Here is a 17,491-nt window from a genome sequence, read left to right as displayed (position 1 = left end):
AATTTTGATTGTTTACACCATTCAGAGAGATCGTTTCTGAAATGATTTCACAACTGCTCCTGTGCGTTTCCCCGCCTGACGAGCAATAATATGAAATTAAGCATTAAATCTCCATTTATGACGATGTTACGCGCAAAAATCGCCACAATAAAAACAGCCTGGACGGGGGCACCTGCCCGGGCGATGGATAGTGTGATTAAAGCAGAATTATTTTCAGCCGCCCAGATGGCGCATTTCGGTCAGAAACTGGCGCGTTCGCATCGATTATCACCTGATAAAATCCCCTGGTATCTGCTGAAACGTCTGGACGACAATGAATCAGTCATTGCCCAAAACTGCTATCTGCTCAATAAAGTCGATAAAATCAGTATTGCCCCAGCGGGCGAATGGTTGCTGGACAACTATTATCTGATTGAAGAACAGATCCGCATGGTGCGTCATCATTTGCCAAAAAACTTTGGCAAAGGCCTTCCAGTACTGGCCTCCCCTCATGCCTGCCCGCGTATTTATGATATTGCTTCCGAAGCCATTGCTCACGGTGACGGGCGCTGGGATGTCAGCAGTCTGTCGGGCTATATCAACGCCTATCAGCAGGTAACGCCACTCACGCTGGGAGAACTCTGGGCCTTGCCCGGCATGTTACGCCTTGCGCTTATCGAAAATCTGCGCCGCGTGAGCAGCGAAGTGGCTCAGGCGCAAAAGGAGCGTAACCTCGCCGATGAGTGGGTCAGCCAGATTATCACCTGTGCTGAAACGACCCCGGCCGACCTGGTGATGGTCATCGCTGATATGGCGCGATCCCGCCCGCCACTCAGCAGCGCGTTTGTTGCCGAACTGGTCCGCAGATTGCAGGGGCGTGGCAACCTGCTTGCCCTGCCCCTGACCTGGATGGAACAGCGACTGGTGAAAACCGGCATCACCACCGATCTGCTGATCCACCGTTTTAATCAGCAACTCGCGGCCAGCCAGCTCTCTGTCAGTAACAGCATTGCCGGATTGCGGCTGTTAAGTGAAACCAACTGGGCCGATTTTTGTGAAGCTCAAAGCCTGGTCGAGCAGATGCTGCTTCAGGATCCTGCCGGGATCTACCCGTTGATGCACTTTGATACCCGAGACCATTACCGGCACGTGATCGAGAAACTGGCCCGCACCAGCCGCTTTAGTGAACTGGACGTGACCCGCCACGTGCTGGCATTGTCACAGGCGGCCAGTGCCATCCTACCGCAGCATCATATCGGCCAGTATCTGATCGGCGAAGACCGTCATGTGCTGGAAAAACGCCTGGCCGCCAACACCAACTGGCTAACGCATCTGCGTCATCGATTCAATCAGGAACCCCTGCTCGCCTGGCTCGGCAGCCTGAGTCTGTTGACCGTTGCTTGTACTGCAGAGGTGTTGCATGCGACTGCGGAACAGGGGCTGCGCTGGCCGCTGTTGCTGCTGGCGGTTCCACTGTCGATGGCGATCGGTCAGGTGGTTCTGCATCTGCTCAGTGAGGCGACAACGCGGTTTCGCACACCGGAGCCATTGCCGCGGATGGATTTTTCCAGCGGCGTACCGGCAGAATTCAGTACACTGATTGCCATTCCCTGCCTGCTGACCAGCCGTCAGGCAACCGATGCATTGCTGAATAGCCTGGAGGTCTGTTATCTGGGGAATAACAGTGCCCATCTCTATTTTGCGCTGCTGACCGATTTCAGTGACGCGGAGACAGAACACTCTCCTGAAAATGATGCGCTGCTGGCATGGGCGCTTTCACAGGTCGACGCCCTGAACCGTCGCTATGCGGCGGATCGCCCGCTGTTCCTTTTGCTGCACCGCTCACCCGAATGGAACCCGCAGCAAGGTGTGTGGATGGGCTATGAACGCAAACGGGGAAAACTGGCGGCGTTGAACAGCTGGTTGCGCCAGCCAGGCTCGCAATTTTCCCACCGCGTCGGGGATGAGAAACCGTTCCCTGCCCGCGTCAGGTACGTGATCACACTGGATAGCGATACGGTATTGCCCCGTGACACGGCGCACAAACTGGTGGCCACCATGGCGCACCCGCTGAATCATCCGGTTTATGATGCCGCGACAGGTAGAGTGATTAAAGGTTACGGGATTTTGCAGCCAGGTCTGGCTGAAGAAATCCCCCTGTCAGGACAGGGGCGCTATGCCGCTATCTGTAGCAGCGTACCGGGTAACAACCCTTATTCGATGATGTCGTCTGATATCTATCAAGATTTGTTTGGTGAAGGCGCCTTCGTTGGCAAAGGCATCTATGATGTCGATATCTTTACGCAGTCCATGCAGAACACCTGTCCCGATAATCTGGTACTGAGCCACGATCTGCTGGAAGGCTGTTATGCCCGCTCCGGGTTACTGAGCGAAGTGCTGCTTTATGAAAAGTATCCGGCCAATTATCTCTCTGATGTTGCACGCCGCACCCGCTGGATTCGTGGCGACTGGCAGTTGCTCAACTGGCTGACGTTCCGGGTGAAAAAAGCGGATGGTTCACGTGAGAAAAACCCGTTAAGTACCTTATCACGCTGGAAATTATTCGATAATCTTCGCCGGAGCCTGGTTGCGCCGTCGCTGCTGCTGCTGATATTTTCCGCTCTGCTGCTGGTCCCCAACCCACACTACTGGCTCGTCATGCTGGCCCTGGTTCTGCTGTTGCCTGCTGCTCTGGCCATCGTTCAGGATCTGTTGTTTAGTAATCGGCCTGTCTGGCAGCGCCTGACGGCTGTCGCGTCGGGAACGCTGCGCCGCCTGACACACCTTATTCTTAACTTTGCCACCCTGCCGCATGAGGCCGCCTTCTCGTTGCTGGCGATTGTGAAAACGCTATGGCGTTTGGGTGTTTCACACCGTCACCTCAATCAGTGGGCCAGTGTTGACCCCTGTCACGAGGGAAACAAAACCTCCCCGCTGCGGTTTTACCGTGCCATGGCATTCAACGTGGTTTGCGGTGTGTTGCTGCCAGCGTTAACCGCCCGTTATGCCCCGCTACTGCTTGTTTTTGCCCTTCCCATCGGCATGCTGTGGTGCCTGACCCCCTTGATCCTGAGCTGGCTCAGCCGTTCCCCTGCGCCTGTCGCGGCAGCGCTGAATGCCGGACAGAAACGTTTTTTACGCCACAACAGTCGTGAAATCTGGGCATTCTTCGACCACTTCACCCAGGCCGAAGAAAACTGGCTGCCACCGGATAATTATCAGGAGTTTCCGCAGCCCACCGTTGCTCATCGCACGTCACCCACGAATATTGGTTTGTCGCTGATGGCAAACCTGACGGCCTGTGACTTCGGCTATATCCCCGCCGGTGAAGTACTGAGGCGTGTATCGCTCACCCTGGACACGCTGGATAAAATGGAGCATTACCGTGGGCACCTCTACAACTGGTACGACACCCGTACGCTGAAGCCACTGAATCCACGCTATGTCTCCAGCGTGGACAGTGGAAATATGGCCGGGCATCTGCTGACGCTGAGTGCCGGTTTATCGCAGTTACGTACCCAGCCCGTCATCGATATTGATCGGATGCTGGCAGGCCTGGATGACACCATCACGCTGCTGGAAAACCGCTGGGGACAACATGCGCCGACCACTCTGCGCCAGCTGCATAAGCACTGTCGCAACGCGCATGAACTGCCTGCGGCACAGTTACTCGGCGAGCTCAGAAAAATGCAGGCATTGAGCCTGCGCCTGCATCCCACCCTCTCCGAAGACAATGACCCCATCAGTCACTGGATTGGTCATCTTCAGCGCCAGCTGACATTATTCTGCCATGCCTGGTCCTCACTGCTGGGTTGGGTCACTGCAGGCTGGCAGGAGGCCACGCTGCCTTCGCTGACGTGGCTGTCAACCGCAACGCCAGCAGGAGCAGGTACACCCACAGTAGAAGCGCTGGCAGCGGCTCGCATGCAGATCGATATTATTGCCGAACTGGAACAGCGGCTGGCGGCACATGCCCACATGGATTTCACCTTCCTCTACAATGAGGTGACCAGTCAGCTCAGCGTCGGCTATGACTGTGACAATAACAGGCTGGACACCAGTCATTACGATCTCTTCCCCTCCGAGATCCGTCTGACCACCTACCTGACCATTGCCACCAATCAGCTACCACTCAAGAGCTGGTTTGCCCTGGGACGCCTGTTTACCCGCATCGATCGCGATACGGCGCTGATGTCCTGGAGTGGCTCGATGTTCGAGTACTTAATGCCCAATCTGGTGATGCCCACCTATCCGGGCAGCCTGCTGAAACAGATGAGCCTTTCTGCGGTGCATCGGCAGATTGAGTGGGGAAAACAGCGTGGCGTGCCCTGGGGCATTTCAGAGTCAGGGTATTACGCGTTTGACCCCCTACAAAATTATCAGTACCACGCCTTTGGTGTCCCCGGTCTTGGACTAAAACGCGGCCTGGCGGGCGATATGGTGGTGGCCCCTTATGCCACTTTCCTGGCACTGCTGGTTGCGCCTCACAAAGCCTGTGACAATCTTGTCGTACTGGAAAAAAACGGTGCGCGTGGCGAATATGGCTTTTATGAAGCGCTGGATTACACCCCTTCCCGCCAGGCCAGCGGCCAGCGGTTTGCCGTTGTTCGCTCCTGGATGGCCCATCACCAGGGCATGTCGTTTCAGGCATTATCTCACCTGTTACACAATGCCCCGATGACAGACCGGTTTATGGCTGTCCCGGCTTTTCAGTCAGCACGTCTGCTGTTGCAAGAGCGGGTGCCGAATAATATCGAGCTCTACAGTCCGCGCAGGCACTTCGATGCGCCGGAAGGAACGCTGTTACCGGTTCACTATGATCCGCGGGAATTCACGGATGTGGACAGCGCCGCGCCTGAAGTTCAGCTGTTGTCGAACGCGCGTTATCATCTGATGGTGACACAGGCAGGTGGCGGCTACAGCCGCTGGAACGATCTGGCCCTCACCCGCTGGCGCAGCGATACCACCTGTGATAACTGGGGTTCCTGCTGCTACATCAGCGATGTGAAAAGCGGCGAAGTGTGGAGCAACACCTGGCAGCCTTCCGGCTCAACGCCCGATGATTACAAAGCCTCCTTCACCGATGCCGGCGCAGAGTTCACGCGCAGGCAGGGAACGCTGCATATTAAAACGCAGATTGTCGTTTCCCCCGAAGATGACATCGAGCTGCGTCGTATCACGCTGGTCAACAGGGGTCGTCAGCCACGGACGGTGGAACTCACCAGCTACGCCGAAGTGGTGCTGGCTTCCGCCGACAGCGATCTGTCCCACCCCGCCTTCAGCAACCTGTTTGTTCAGACCGAGTGGGTCTCTGCCCAGGAAGCGATTCTCTGTCACCGCCGGGCACGCACGCCGGAGGAACAGAGCCCGTGGCTGTTCCATATGATGGTGGTGCATGGTCGAACGGAGAAAACGGCCTCATTTGAAACCGATCGTGCCGCTTTTCTTGGGCGCGGGAATGATACCGCTAACGCCCTGGCTCCCACCCGGAGCGGGCCGCTGAGCAATAACGTCGGTGCTGTACTCGACCCGGTGATCGCCCTGCGCCAGCCGCTGGTGTTACTCCCCGGCGTACCGGTCACCCTCGATATCGTTTACGGCGTCACGGGCAGTCGAGAACAGAGCCAGGCATTGCTGGAGAAATACCGCGACTCCCCGATTGCCGATCGCGTCTTTGAACTGGCATGGTCACACAGCCAGATTGTGCTGCGACAGATTAATGCCAATGAAGACGATGCGTCATTGTTCAATCGCCTTGCCAGCGCCGTGCTGTTCCCTGGCCCTGAACTGCGTGCAGAGGCGCAGATTATTGCCCGTAATCGTCGTGGGCAGAGCGGTCTGTGGGGCTGGAGTATCTCCGGCGATCTGCCGATTGTGATCCTGAATATTACGCATTCGGACAGTATTCCGCTGATCAATACGCTGATGCAGGCCCATCATTACTGGCGTCTGAAGGGTCTGGCGGTCGACCTGGTGATCCTCAATGATGGCCCGGGAGGCTATCAGCAGACCCTGCACAACCAGATTATGGACCTGATCGCCGCCAAGTCTGCGCCAGGAATGACGGATAAGTCGGGAGGGATTTTCTTACGGAATGGTCAGCATCTCTCCGCAGAGGATCGCACGCTGCTGCTGAGTGTGGCACGGGTTGTGATTGACGATCGCGCGGGTGGGCTGGAAGAACAACTCAATTTGCGTGTTCAGGGTGCCGTCTCCTCGTCGCTTGCCCTGGTCACGCCAGCCGTACTCCCGGTGAACCAGCACCTTGACTGGCAGCCGGATACCGCTGCGCTGCTTTGTTTCAACGGCCGGGGGGGCTTTTCTCCCGACGGGCGCGAATATCAAATCCTGCTGGATGAACGTGGATCCACGCCTGCACCCTGGTCGAACGTAATGGCCAATGCGCAGTTCGGCACCGTGATTTCGGAGGCCGGACAAGCCTATACCTGGTATGAAAATGCGCACGAATACCGTCTCACGCCCTGGGAGAACGATCCCGTCAGTGACCGTTCAGGGGAGGCCTTCTATCTGCGTGATGAAGAAACCGGTGCCGTCTGGTCACCCACCACTCTACCCGTACAGGGGCGCGGCCCTTATCTGAGCCGTCACGGGTTTGGCTACAGCGTCTTCAGCCACCGAGAAACCGGGCTGGATAGCGAGCTGACCGTGCTGGTCGCTGAGCATGCGCCGGTGAAGCTGGCCATTTTAACCCTTACCAACAACTCAGGCCGCATTCGGAAAATCTCTGTCACGGGTTATGTTGAATGGACGCTGGGTGAATCGCGCAGCAAGTCAGCCATGCATATCATCACGCACCCTTCCACTGTTCGCACCGGCTGCGGTGTGCTGGCCAGTAACTACTACAACAGCAACGGCTCTGAAAGAACGGCATTCTTCGCGGTGACCGGGGCACACTGTTCACTGACAGGTGACAGGCGGGCCTTCCTCGGCCGTCACGGTTCACGCCGTTCCCCAGCGGCGATGCAACAGCAGCGACTGCCGGATACCACGGGCGCAGGGCTTGATCCCTGTGCGGCGGTGCAGTCAGCCACCACGCTTATTGATGGCGACCAGCGCACGTTCATCTTTGTACTGGGCGTGGGGCAAAATCAGCAGGAGGCGGAAGCGCTTATCGCCCAATATCTGGATGAGGATGCTGCTCGCCATGAGCTGGCGCAGGTTCATCAGTACTGGCACCGGATTCTGGATAAAGTGGTGGTAACCACGCCCGATCCAACGGTCAACCTGCTGGTGAACGGCTGGTTGCTGTACCAGACGCTGGCCTGTCGCATTATGGCGCGCAGCGGTTACTACCAGTCGGGCGGCGCCTTCGGTTTCCGTGACCAGTTGCAGGATACGCTTGCCCTGAGTCACACCGCACCTGAGCGCCTGCGTGAACAGATTGTTCTTTGTGCCTCCCGGCAGTTTATTGAGGGCGATGTCCAGCACTGGTGGCATCCTCCTCTCGGGAATGGCGTGCGTACTCACTGTTCGGATGATTACCTCTGGTTGCCGCTGGCGATTTGTCATTACATCACCACGACCGGCGATATAACGCTGCTGGAGGAGTCCGTCCCCTGGCTGGAAGGCAAACATCCGCAGCCCGGTGAAGAGTCCGTTTACGAGCAGCCCACCATCAGTGCTCACGAAGATACCGTCTGGCTGCATGGTCTGAAAGCCCTGCTCCACGGCCTGCGTTTTGGGCAACACGGCCTGCCGCTGATGGGGACGGGTGACTGGAATGACGGGATGAATCGGGTGGGGAGTGAAGGGAAAGGGGAAAGCGTCTGGCTTGGCTTCTTCCTCTACGATATTTTACGGCGTTTTGGCGCGCTGGCAGAACAGCGGCAGCAAACGGATATTGCCCTGCAATGCCGCAAAGAGGCAGACCAGCTTCGCGATAACCTTAACAGCGCCGGCTGGGACGGTGAATGGTATCGACGCGGTTATTTTGATAACGGCGAACCGCTGGGTTCCCATCTGTCGCAGGCCTGCCAGATTGATGCTATCGCGCAGAGCTGGGCTGTCCTCTCCGGTGCCGGAACGCCGGAACAGTGCGCAAAAGCCATGCAATCACTGGATGCACGGTTGGTTGATGACAACGCAGGGATGATCAAACTGTTAACGCCGCCGTTTAATGGCGATGGGCCGAATCCCGGCTATATTCAGGGCTACGTCCCGGGCGTGCGTGAAAACGGCGGGCAGTATACGCATGGTGCTATCTGGGCGGTGATGGCCTTTGCCCAAATGGGCAACAGTGAAAGAGCCTGGCAACTGTGGTCGTTGATCAATCCAATCAATCACAGCCTGGATGCCGATGCGGTGGCACGCTATAAAGTTGAACCCTGGGTGATGACGGCGGATGTCTACAGTGTCGCACCACACACCGGACGCGGTGGATGGAGCTGGTACACCGGATCGGCGGGCTGGGCTTACCGCCTGCTGGTGGAGTCTCTACTGGGGATTACCCGCCATGCGGATGCGCTGGCCGTCAGGCCATTACTGCCTGCACACTGGCCTTCCGTCAGCCTGACGTATCAGCATGGCAGCAGTGAATATCATATTCAGGTGGTGCGCAGTGAGGGGGATTATCACATCACGCTGGATGGCGTGGATCTGACGGAGGATCGCATTCCCCTACGGGATGAGGGGCAGCACCATCATGTGACGATCCACCTGGGAGGAGAAGATCAATCCGGCACCCGCTGACGGCATACTGTCAACAGGAGTTGCCGCAGCCAGCGGTGCGCCGGGTCCACTTCCGAGCGCGGGTGCCACATCTGTGACACGGTGATGGCACCGGTTTTGACCGGCAGTTCAAAACGGTACAACAGCCCGGCTGGCTGATTAAGCAGGAAGGATGCCGGCACCAGCGCCACCAGATCGGAGGCGCGCGCCACGGCCAGCGCCGCCGGAAAAGCAGGCACCACGGCGCTGACCCGGCGTTGCACGCCCTGCTCTGCCAGCGCCTGGTCCACCGGGCCTTCCGCCCGTCCGCTGCGTGAGGCCACCACATGCCCCCAGGCAACATAGTCGCTGACGCTGACATCAGGTAACTGCGACAGCGGATGGCCCTGACGCACCACACCGACGAAACGATCGCGGAACAGCGCCTGCACACGAATCTCCGGGCCCATCTCGCCCAGCACACCAATCTCCAGATCCACGCGTCCTTCGCGCAGCGGCTTGACGCTTTTCTCCGGTTTGGGGGCAAAAACCAGACGGACCAACGGCGCGGATAGCGCTGCTGTCGCAATCAATGCCGGGCCAAAAGCTTCAACAAATCCGTCATTGGCGCGCAGCGTAAACGTGCAGTCCAGACTGGCGGGATGCTGTTCGGCCACCGCAGGACGCAGCACCGCACGGGCTTCTAAGACCGCGTTCTGACTGCGTTCGCGGATCGCTTCGGCCCAGGGCGTCAGCACCATGTTGCGCCCGGCACGCACCAGCAACGGATCGCCCGTAACGCTGCGCAGGCGGCTGAGCGTGCGGCTCATGGCCGAGGCGCTTAAGCCCAGACGGCGTGCCGCTGCCGCCACGCTGGCCTCATTCAGCAGCACATCCAGTGCAATCAGTAAGTTGAGATCGGGTTCCGTCGTCATTTCAGCGCACCAGCGCCGCCAGTTCAGGTTCGGCCATCAGCCGCTGCCAGGCATGTTCCACTGCGTGAGGCACATCCACATGGCCGATAAACCCGAGGCCCAGGGGACCATAGCCCTCTTTGTCATCACGCAGCCGCCGCACTTCTCCCAGCACCATCGAAACATAGCGGTCCAGTGCCCACAATCCCTGTTGCGATGCCGCCCCGGTGATGACCGGCTGGTCGTCCTGTAACACCAGCTGCGGCACGAACACCGGCCAGCTGATGAAATCGACCTGTTGCCCCTGGCGCTGCCACTCATGATGGAAGGTTTCGGTGGTTCTGCGCTGCATCAGCGGGTCCTGAATCAGAATGATACGCTGTGCCGGCATCTCTCGCGCCAGCAGATTTCGACGGCTGAAGGCAGCATTCTCCCCGCAGTGACGTGATTGATCTTCAATGATCAGCCGATCTGCCTTGATGCCGGAGAGTTGCACGGCTGCGTCGGCCAGTAACTGTGCTTCGCTCGACGCAGCGCTGTTGACCTGCACTGTGTTCAATGCGGTTTTCAGCAGTTCAGTGGAGTGACCCGTGCCGCCGCTCAGCAACAAAGGAATTGAGGTGTCAGCCAGCCGGGTAAAGGCCCCGATCAGCCCCGGCAGCACGGCATGGCCAGCCAGAATAGCCACATCAGCGTGCAGCTCCTGTTCGCCGTTGACATCATTAACGGCAAGCCAGTGTGAAATGGTATTAAGAGAGTCAATGTTCTGCGGGGTCAGGATCATATGCGGGCTTTTAATAAGTGAACACCTGGCAGATGATATCACTGATACTTTACATTTTGCGAACAGGCATAGCGCTGAAGCTATGCCTGCTGTGAAACCCGGATTAATCCGGTGTTGCCGTCGTCAGACAGACATTACAGGGCCAGATCGACCACGATGCGGCCTTCAATTTTCCCGGCATGCATGCGGGCAAAGATATCATTGATATTGGCCAGCGGCTCAACCGAAATATTCGCCGCTACCTTGTGGCGACCCGCAAAGTCGAGCGCTTCCTGCAGGTCTTTACGCGTCCCCACGATCGAACCGCGCACGGTAATGCCGTCCAGCACCATATCGAAGATCGACAGGTCAAATTTACCCGGTGGCAGACCGTTCAGTACCATGGTGCCGCCGCGACGCATCGTACCAATCGCCTGTTCAAAGGCTTTGGGTGATACTGCCGTCACCAGCACCGCATGTGCGCCGCCGAACGTGTCTTTAAACACTTTTGCCGGGTCAACGTTACGGGCGTTTGCTGTGACAGTGGCGCCGAGACGTTTGGCGAAGGCCAGTTTTTCGTCGTCGACATCCACGGCGGCCACGTTAAAGCCCATCGCTACGGCGTACTGCACCGCCATATGGCCCAACCCACCAATACCGGAAATGACCACCCAGTCACCCGCTTTGGCTTCGGTCATTTTCAGACCTTTGTACACGGTAACACCAGCACAGAGGATTGGCGCGATTTCATTGTAATCAACGTTATCCGGCAGGATGCCAACGTAGTTAGCGTCGGCCAGACAGTATTCGGCAAAGCTACCGTTAACCGAATAACCGGCGTTTTGCTGCGAATGGCACAGGGTTTCCCAGCTGTCCAGACAGTGTTCGCAGTGGCCACAGGCAGAGTACAGCCAGGGGACGCCCACGCGATCCCCTTCCTTTATATGCTTTACGCCTTCACCTACCGCGACGACATAACCTGCGCCTTCATGGCCCGGAATAAATGGCGGCTGAGGTTTCACCGGCCAGTCACCTTCGGCAGCATGCAAGTCAGTATGACAGACACCGGTAGCCACCACTTTCACCAGCAGCTGGCCCGGTCCGACTTCAGGGATCGGCACCTGCTCAATCACCAGCGGTTCACCAAAGGCTTTCACTACTGCGGCTTTCATCGTTTTCATTATTCAATCCTCGAAAGAAAACAGGCTTAAAACAGCCCTAACGGTGCTGTGTCATAACTGACCAGCAGATTTTTGGTTTGCTGATAGGCATTCAACGCCATCTTGTGCGTTTCACGGCCCACGCCGGACTGTTTGTATCCCCCAAAGGCCGCATGTGCCGGGTAGATGTGATAGCAGTTAGTCCATACGCGCCCGGCCTTGATGCTGCGGCCCATGCGATACGCCAGATTGGTGTCACGCGTCCAGATACCTGCGCCCAACCCGAACTGGGTTTCATTGGCGATGGACAGCGCTTCGGCTTCATCTTTAAAGGTAGTGACCCCGATCACCGGGCCAAAGATCTCTTCCTGGAAGCAGCGCATCTGATTGTCGCCCTGGATGAGCGTTGGCTGAATGTAGTAGCCGTTATCCAGCTCTTTGCTGATGCTGGCACGTTCGCCGCCGGTCAGGATTTTTCCGCCTTCCAGGCGCGCGATATCAATATACGAGAGGATTTTGTCGAACTGCTGGCGTGATGCCTGTGCGCCAATCATGGTGTCGGTGTCCAGCGGATCGCCACGACGGATGGTCGCCACTTTCGCCATCACTTTTTCCATAAACGGCGCATAGATTGATTCGTGGATCAGTGCGCGTGACGGACAGGTGCAGACCTCGCCCTGGTTGAAGAAGCCCAGAACCAGCCCCTCTACCGCCTTGTCGATAAACTCCGGCTCGCCGTTCATCACATCGGCGAAGTAGATATTCGGTGACTTGCCGCCCAGCTCGACGGTGCAGGGAATAATGTTTTCTGCCGCGCAGGCCATGATATGACGGCCAACCGGTGTGGAGCCGGTAAAGGCGATTTTGGCAATGCGCTTGCTGGTTGCCAGGGCTTCGCCCGCTTCACGGCCAAAGCCCTGCACCACGTTGAGCACGCCCGCCGGGAAGAGGTCGCCTGCCAGTTCCAGCAACAGCGTGATACCCAGTGGGGTTTGCTCTGCGGGTTTCAGCACCACACAGTTTCCGGCTGCCAGCGCCGGGGCCAGTTTCCAGGCGGCCATCAGCAGCGGGAAGTTCCACGGGATAATCTGCCCGACCACGCCCAGCGGTTCATGGAAATGGTAGGCCACGGTTTTTTCATCGATTTCGTTGGCGCTCCCTTCCTGGGCACGCAGGCACCCGGCAAAGTAACGAAAATGGTCAACCGCCAGCGGCAGGTCGGCATTCAGCGTTTCGCGGATTGGCTTACCGTTATCCCAGCTTTCTGCCACGGCAAGGTATTCCAGATTGGCTTCTATACGATCGGCCAGCTGCAACAGCAGATTAGAACGATACTGCACGCTGGTTTTTCCCCAGGCGTCGGCCGCACGGTGGGCGGCATCTAACGCCGCCTCGATATCACGGGCATCAGAACGCGGGAACTGCGCAATGTCGCTGCCGTTCACCGGAGAGGTGTTCATAAAATACTGACCGCTTTGCGGTTCGACGAATTTGCCATCAATAAAGTTGCCATAGGCCGCTTTGAAAGACACTAAAGCACCGGGTGTACCAGGATGGGAATAACGCATCGCAAAATCCTCTTGTAGGGTAGGTCTTTGAGAGATAAACAACCGCAGCGCGATCCTGTCCCGGACGTTGTTACGATTGCCTCTTTCCCATTGCACACCCCGTGCCAATTTTTTACCTTAGTGGAATTGTAAAAATAATGATGATTATCAGAGTAATACGAAGTGAGTGACCGCCGCTATCGCAAGCCATAATGGAAACTTTTCGCATCTGTGTTGCAAATCGCAACACCGAAAAAACCAGATGGCTACAATATTGCAACACTTTCACCAGGGCATGAGGTTATCAATGCAGGGAAATTCGTCAGCCGTCAGTACGCCACCGTTTGCGCCAAACCCAGTGCTGAGTGACTCCTGGTTTCGCAGCCAGCTTTACGGTCTGGATCGCCTGTCCGACGACTTTCCCCGCATTCGCCAGGCAGAACTGGCCGATGCTCTCGCCCACCACGCCACGCTGCAACAGTTTGCCCAGCCTGCCATCCGGGCATTAGCCGAGAAAATTGCCGAGAAACAGGCCGTGGTGATCCTGTCGGATGCCAGCGGGCTGGTGCTGAACACCTTTGGTGATATGCAGGCGCTGCAAAAAGCGGAACGCTTTGCGCTGGCACCGGGCAATCTCTGGAGTGAGTGCGGGCGCGGCACCAATGCCATCGGCACCGCTCTGGCGATTGATGACTGCTGTGAAATCGACGGCCAGCAGCATTTTCTCACCAGCAACCAGGGGCTGTATTGCGCGGCGATCCCGCTGCAAAGCCCTGGTGGACAGATTGCCGGGGTGCTGGATATCTCCGGCCCGGCACACTTTGCGCATCCGCATACCCTGGCCTGGATCAAAGACGCCGCGAAGCACATTGAATATCTGTGGATCAAGCAGAGCCTGCACCCCGATCAGTGGATGATGAGTCTGCACCGCCAGGTTCAGGGCATTGACCGTGTGGAAGAGTTGCTGCTGGTGTTCTCTGACAATATTCTGATGGCCGCCAACCGCGTGGCGATGCGTGAACTGGAACTGGGAGCGGAACAGTTGGGTTGCCTGACCTTCCAGCAGCTGTTCCCACAGCTCGAACAGCAGGCAAATCAGGTGCCACAGCCGCTCACCACCCGCAGCCAGCAGCACTATTTTTTCCGACTGCGTGCCCCGGCCCGCACACACTTTGCCTCGACCGCCATCACCTCCTCTACTCTGCCGTTCTCGCTGCGTGATGGCGGCGAGAAGATGGTGCGGCTGATCAATGCGGGGGTGTCGCTGTGCCTGCATGGAGAAACCGGCAGCGGTAAAGAATATGTCAGCCGGGCGCTGCATCAGCAGAGCCGCTGGCATCAGGGGAAGTTTGTGGCGATCAACTGCGCGGCCATCCCGGAGTCACTGATCGAATCAGAGCTGTTTGGCTATCAGCCCGGTGCCTTTACCGGGGCCAGTAAGAATGGCTATATCGGGAAAATTCGTGAAGCTGACGGCGGCGTGCTGTTCCTTGATGAAATTGGCGATATGCCGCTGGCGCTGCAAACCCGTCTGCTGCGCGTGTTGCAGGAGAAAGAAGTGGCCCCGCTCGGCTCCAGCCGCAGCTGGCCGGTGAGTTTTGCGGTGATCTGCGCGACCCACCGTAATCTGCCACAGTTAGTGGCTGAGGGTGCGTTCCGTGAGGATCTGCTTTATCGCTTGCAGGAGTTCTCTCTGACGCTGCCACCGTTGCGCGACTGGGCAGAACTGCCTGCTTTTATTCGCCAGCTCTGGCAGGAACTGGGCGGTGAGCAGCGTGGTATTGAGATGACGCCGCTGCTGCGGGATACCCTGGCGCAACATCCGTGGCCGGGTAACGTGCGCCAGTTACGCAGCGTACTGAAAGTGCTGCTGGCGCTCGCCGATGATAACGACGTGCTGGATTGCGACAGCCTGCCTGCGGAGTATCAACTGGCGGTGAGTGAACCGCTGCCTGCACTGCAACAGCATGATGAACAACTGATCGCCGCCACTCTGCAACGCTTCAACGGCAATGTGAGCAAAACGGCAGAAGCGCTGGGCGTGGCACGCAGCACGCTGTATCGCCGTGCTGCGCGCAAATAATGGGCCGATATCAGGCATCCAGCAGGTCGGTACCGTAGGAGTTATCAACGGTGCAGAGCCAGCGGCCATCAGGCTCCTGCCTGAATACATAGGTGGCGCGCCGGGTGACGGTTAGGGTCTCGCCCGCGCCATCCGGGTAATGCAGCACCGTTTCCATCAGCACCAGCGCATCGCCCGCCCCTTCAATTACCTGCATCGTTCCCTGCTCAACCCGCAGCTGCCCCTGAAAATGGTCAGAGATGGCGATAAACGCCCGGCGGATCTCATCGTGGCCGCGGGCAATCATGCCCGGCTTAATCACCAGTGCGGCATCGGGCGCATACCACGTCATCAACTGGTCAAAATCACGGGCGGTGATCGCGCGGTCGCAGGCTTCGATGATCTGGCGAAGAGGATGTGAACTCATGCGGTGGCTCCTGAAAGGGTGACATGTCCGGTGTTCACCCTGTCATAAACATCAGAGTGAAAACAAGGATATTTTCGCCCTGTCGGCAAAGCCTGTGGTCATCACGTCGGCATCAGTCCCTGACGCAGCAACCCGGCGCTCTGCTGTAGCCACGGTGCCGGGCTTCGCCCAATCAACACGTACTGGTAACCTCCCGCGTGCCACCAGGCCAGATTCATGCCGTGGCGCTGTTCGCCCAGCACCGGGGTGGCACTGTTATGATCCTCGCGGGAAACACACAGCGCCATCGGGCCATACGCACTGTGCTCCCAGGCAATCTGCACAATGCGGGTATCGTCATAGCGCAGCAGGCGCACGCTTTTTAACTCAGCGTCCTGCAGCATGAGCTGTTGCGCGTTCAGGTGCAGGCCCATCGTCTGTGCCGTTCTGGCCAGTGAGCGGTCGATCACCGCTGCGGTGCTGTCCACATCCACCAACGTTTCCGGACTGTAGAGCGACATATACTGCGATTCCAGATCGCGGATTTTCTCGCTATCGCGGCGCGAGCGATTATCCGGGCGCACGAAGTAACCGAAGCCGGAACCGATCACCAGGAAACTCAGTGACGCAGCAATCAGCGCACGGCGGCTGACCTGAGCGCGGACCACGGGCGCCGTTGCCGGGGTTTGCGCCAGCAGACGCTCCAGGTTTGCGTGCAGGCGTGCGCTGGGTGCGGCCTCCAGCAGGGGGTCGAAAGCCTCGGCAAACGGCTGGTTGCTTTTCATCAGTTCGGCGGTGCGGGCCGCCAGCGGTTGATCGCGCTTTAACTGTTGCTCAAAGGCCTGAGCCTCTTCCGCATCCATTTCTGCGTCCAGCCACGCGACTATCGCCTCATCGCTGTAAGGGGGACAAAAACGTTCTCTGTTCACCGGCGTTTCTCCTGTGCAGGCGCTGAAGTTGTCGCACGGGACAACGTGGCTCTTGCCGCTGCCAGACGGCTCATGATGGTGCCGATCGGCACGCACAGCGTGTCAGCAGCTTCCTGATAGGTAAACCCTTCTACATACACCAGAAACACCGCATTACGTTGAGCCTCCGGCAGCCTTTCCACGCGCTGCATCACTTGCTGATACTGCATACGGTCCTCTTCGTGCGACCAGGTATCCGCTGCGTGCAGATCCTCACTGTCGACAAATCCCTGCCCGAGCCGCACGCGCCTGGCACGCAGATCGTTGATCCACACCGAGTGCAACAAGGTGAACAGCCAGCGGTCGATGCGTGTTCCCGGCGTAAACTGGGCGCTGCGTTCCAGCGCCCGTACACAGGTGGTTTGTACCAGCTCTTCGGCCACATCACGATTACGTGACAGCACCATCCCGTAACGCCATAAGCGTTCAAGATGGGCAGCCAGATGGTTTCGGACTTCACTACGGGTGATTTTTCTACCCTCCACACGGATTCATCATCAGGATTCAGGGTGACCGTTAATCGCGGCCTGCAAATCCCGATACTCTTCACAGTTCACACCGCACAAGGTCTTGATGGTAGCAAGCTGCTCACGGGCGAGATCGGGACGTCCTTTGATCATCCAGGCTTCACCCAGGTATTCACGCACTTTGGCATAGCGCGGATCCAGCGCCACCGAGCGTTGATAATAGCCGATCCCTTCATCTGTGCGCCCTAATTTGCGTGTGGCGTAGCCGCGATAGTTCCAGGCTTCGCGGGTATCCGGATTTTTCAGGGTATCCAGCAGGTTAAGTGCTGACTGATACTCCCCTTTTTTCGCCAGATGATAAGCATAACGGGTTTTATCATCATCGCTGAGACGGCTGGTTTTCTCGGGTACACACTGCTTGCTGCCGCTGTCATACACCTGGCCTTTCGGGCAATCCGGGGTTTTGCTTTCACTGCTGCTGTCGCCCATGGACAGAGCCAGGGGCGCATACAACGTCAGTAACAGTGCAGGCAGGATTATCGTTATTTTTTTCATGAT

Annotated in this window: 10 protein-coding genes; 2 read left to right on the top strand and 8 right to left on the bottom strand. The window is 57.7% G+C overall.

The window, feature by feature from the left end; all coding sequences use genetic code 11:
• Window positions 1-123: 123 nt before the first annotated feature.
• On the top strand, window positions 124-8,688 hold the full coding sequence (locus tag FVB43_RS10460) for a glycoside hydrolase family 94 protein (protein WP_422718023.1): 8,565 nt from the start codon (window positions 124-126) through the stop codon (window positions 8,686-8,688).
• On the opposite strand, the gene FVB43_RS10455 is transcribed toward FVB43_RS10460, so the two are convergent.
• The 4 genes from FVB43_RS10455 to exaC all read right to left on the bottom strand — a co-directional run bounded on the left by FVB43_RS10455 (window position 8,670) and on the right by exaC (window position 13,051).
• Complete coding sequence (locus FVB43_RS10455; protein ID WP_159338160.1) at window positions 8,670-9,581, bottom strand: LysR family transcriptional regulator; 912 nt, start codon at window positions 9,579-9,581, stop codon at window positions 8,670-8,672. The genes FVB43_RS10460 and FVB43_RS10455 overlap by 19 nt on opposite strands.
• A 1-nt stretch (window position 9,582) precedes the next feature.
• The gene (locus FVB43_RS10450) at window positions 9,583-10,344 is read right to left on the bottom strand and encodes a YdcF family protein (protein ID WP_159338161.1); all 762 of its coding nucleotides are present in this window, start codon (window positions 10,342-10,344) and stop codon (window positions 9,583-9,585) included.
• A 134-nt stretch (window positions 10,345-10,478) separates the two neighbouring features.
• On the bottom strand, window positions 10,479-11,504 hold the full coding sequence (gene adhP, locus FVB43_RS10445) for an alcohol dehydrogenase AdhP (protein WP_133846527.1): 1,026 nt from the start codon (window positions 11,502-11,504) through the stop codon (window positions 10,479-10,481).
• A 26-nt stretch (window positions 11,505-11,530) separates the two neighbouring features.
• Complete coding sequence (gene exaC, locus FVB43_RS10440; protein ID WP_133846526.1) at window positions 11,531-13,051, bottom strand: acetaldehyde dehydrogenase ExaC; 1,521 nt, start codon at window positions 13,049-13,051, stop codon at window positions 11,531-11,533.
• A 286-nt stretch (window positions 13,052-13,337) separates the two neighbouring features.
• Here exaC and FVB43_RS10435 point away from each other — a divergent pair, with 286 nt between their 5' ends.
• A complete protein-coding gene (locus FVB43_RS10435; RefSeq protein ID WP_159338163.1) occupies window positions 13,338-15,113 on the top strand; it encodes a sigma-54-dependent Fis family transcriptional regulator in 1,776 nt (591 codons plus the stop codon).
• A gap of 10 nt (window positions 15,114-15,123) precedes the next feature.
• On the opposite strand, the gene FVB43_RS10430 is transcribed toward FVB43_RS10435, so the two are convergent.
• The 4 genes from FVB43_RS10430 to FVB43_RS10415 form a co-directional block, all read right to left on the bottom strand.
• Window positions 15,124-15,519: a YybH family protein gene (locus FVB43_RS10430; RefSeq protein ID WP_167863941.1), complete on the bottom strand. Its 396-nt coding sequence runs from the start codon at window positions 15,517-15,519 to the stop codon at window positions 15,124-15,126.
• Between the two features lie 101 nt (window positions 15,520-15,620).
• On the bottom strand, window positions 15,621-16,427 hold the full coding sequence (locus FVB43_RS10425; RefSeq protein WP_159338165.1) for an anti-sigma factor family protein: 807 nt from the start codon (window positions 16,425-16,427) through the stop codon (window positions 15,621-15,623).
• A complete protein-coding gene (locus FVB43_RS10420; protein WP_167863940.1) occupies window positions 16,424-16,951 on the bottom strand; it encodes a sigma-70 family RNA polymerase sigma factor in 528 nt (175 codons plus the stop codon). The genes FVB43_RS10425 and FVB43_RS10420 overlap by 4 nt, the downstream gene beginning before the upstream one ends.
• Before the next feature lie 12 nt (window positions 16,952-16,963).
• Window positions 16,964-17,488 carry a tetratricopeptide repeat protein gene (locus tag FVB43_RS10415; protein WP_167863939.1) on the bottom strand — a complete coding sequence of 175 codons (525 nt, stop codon included), beginning with the start codon at window positions 17,486-17,488 and terminating at the stop codon, window positions 16,964-16,966.
• Window positions 17,489-17,491 lie beyond the last annotated feature (3 nt).

The organism is Erwinia rhapontici (assembly GCF_012271765.1).
Lineage (GTDB): Bacteria > Pseudomonadota > Gammaproteobacteria > Enterobacterales > Enterobacteriaceae > Erwinia > Erwinia rhapontici.
Note: the sequence above shows the minus strand (reverse complement) of the source record. Positions and strands in the feature narration are given on the sequence as shown.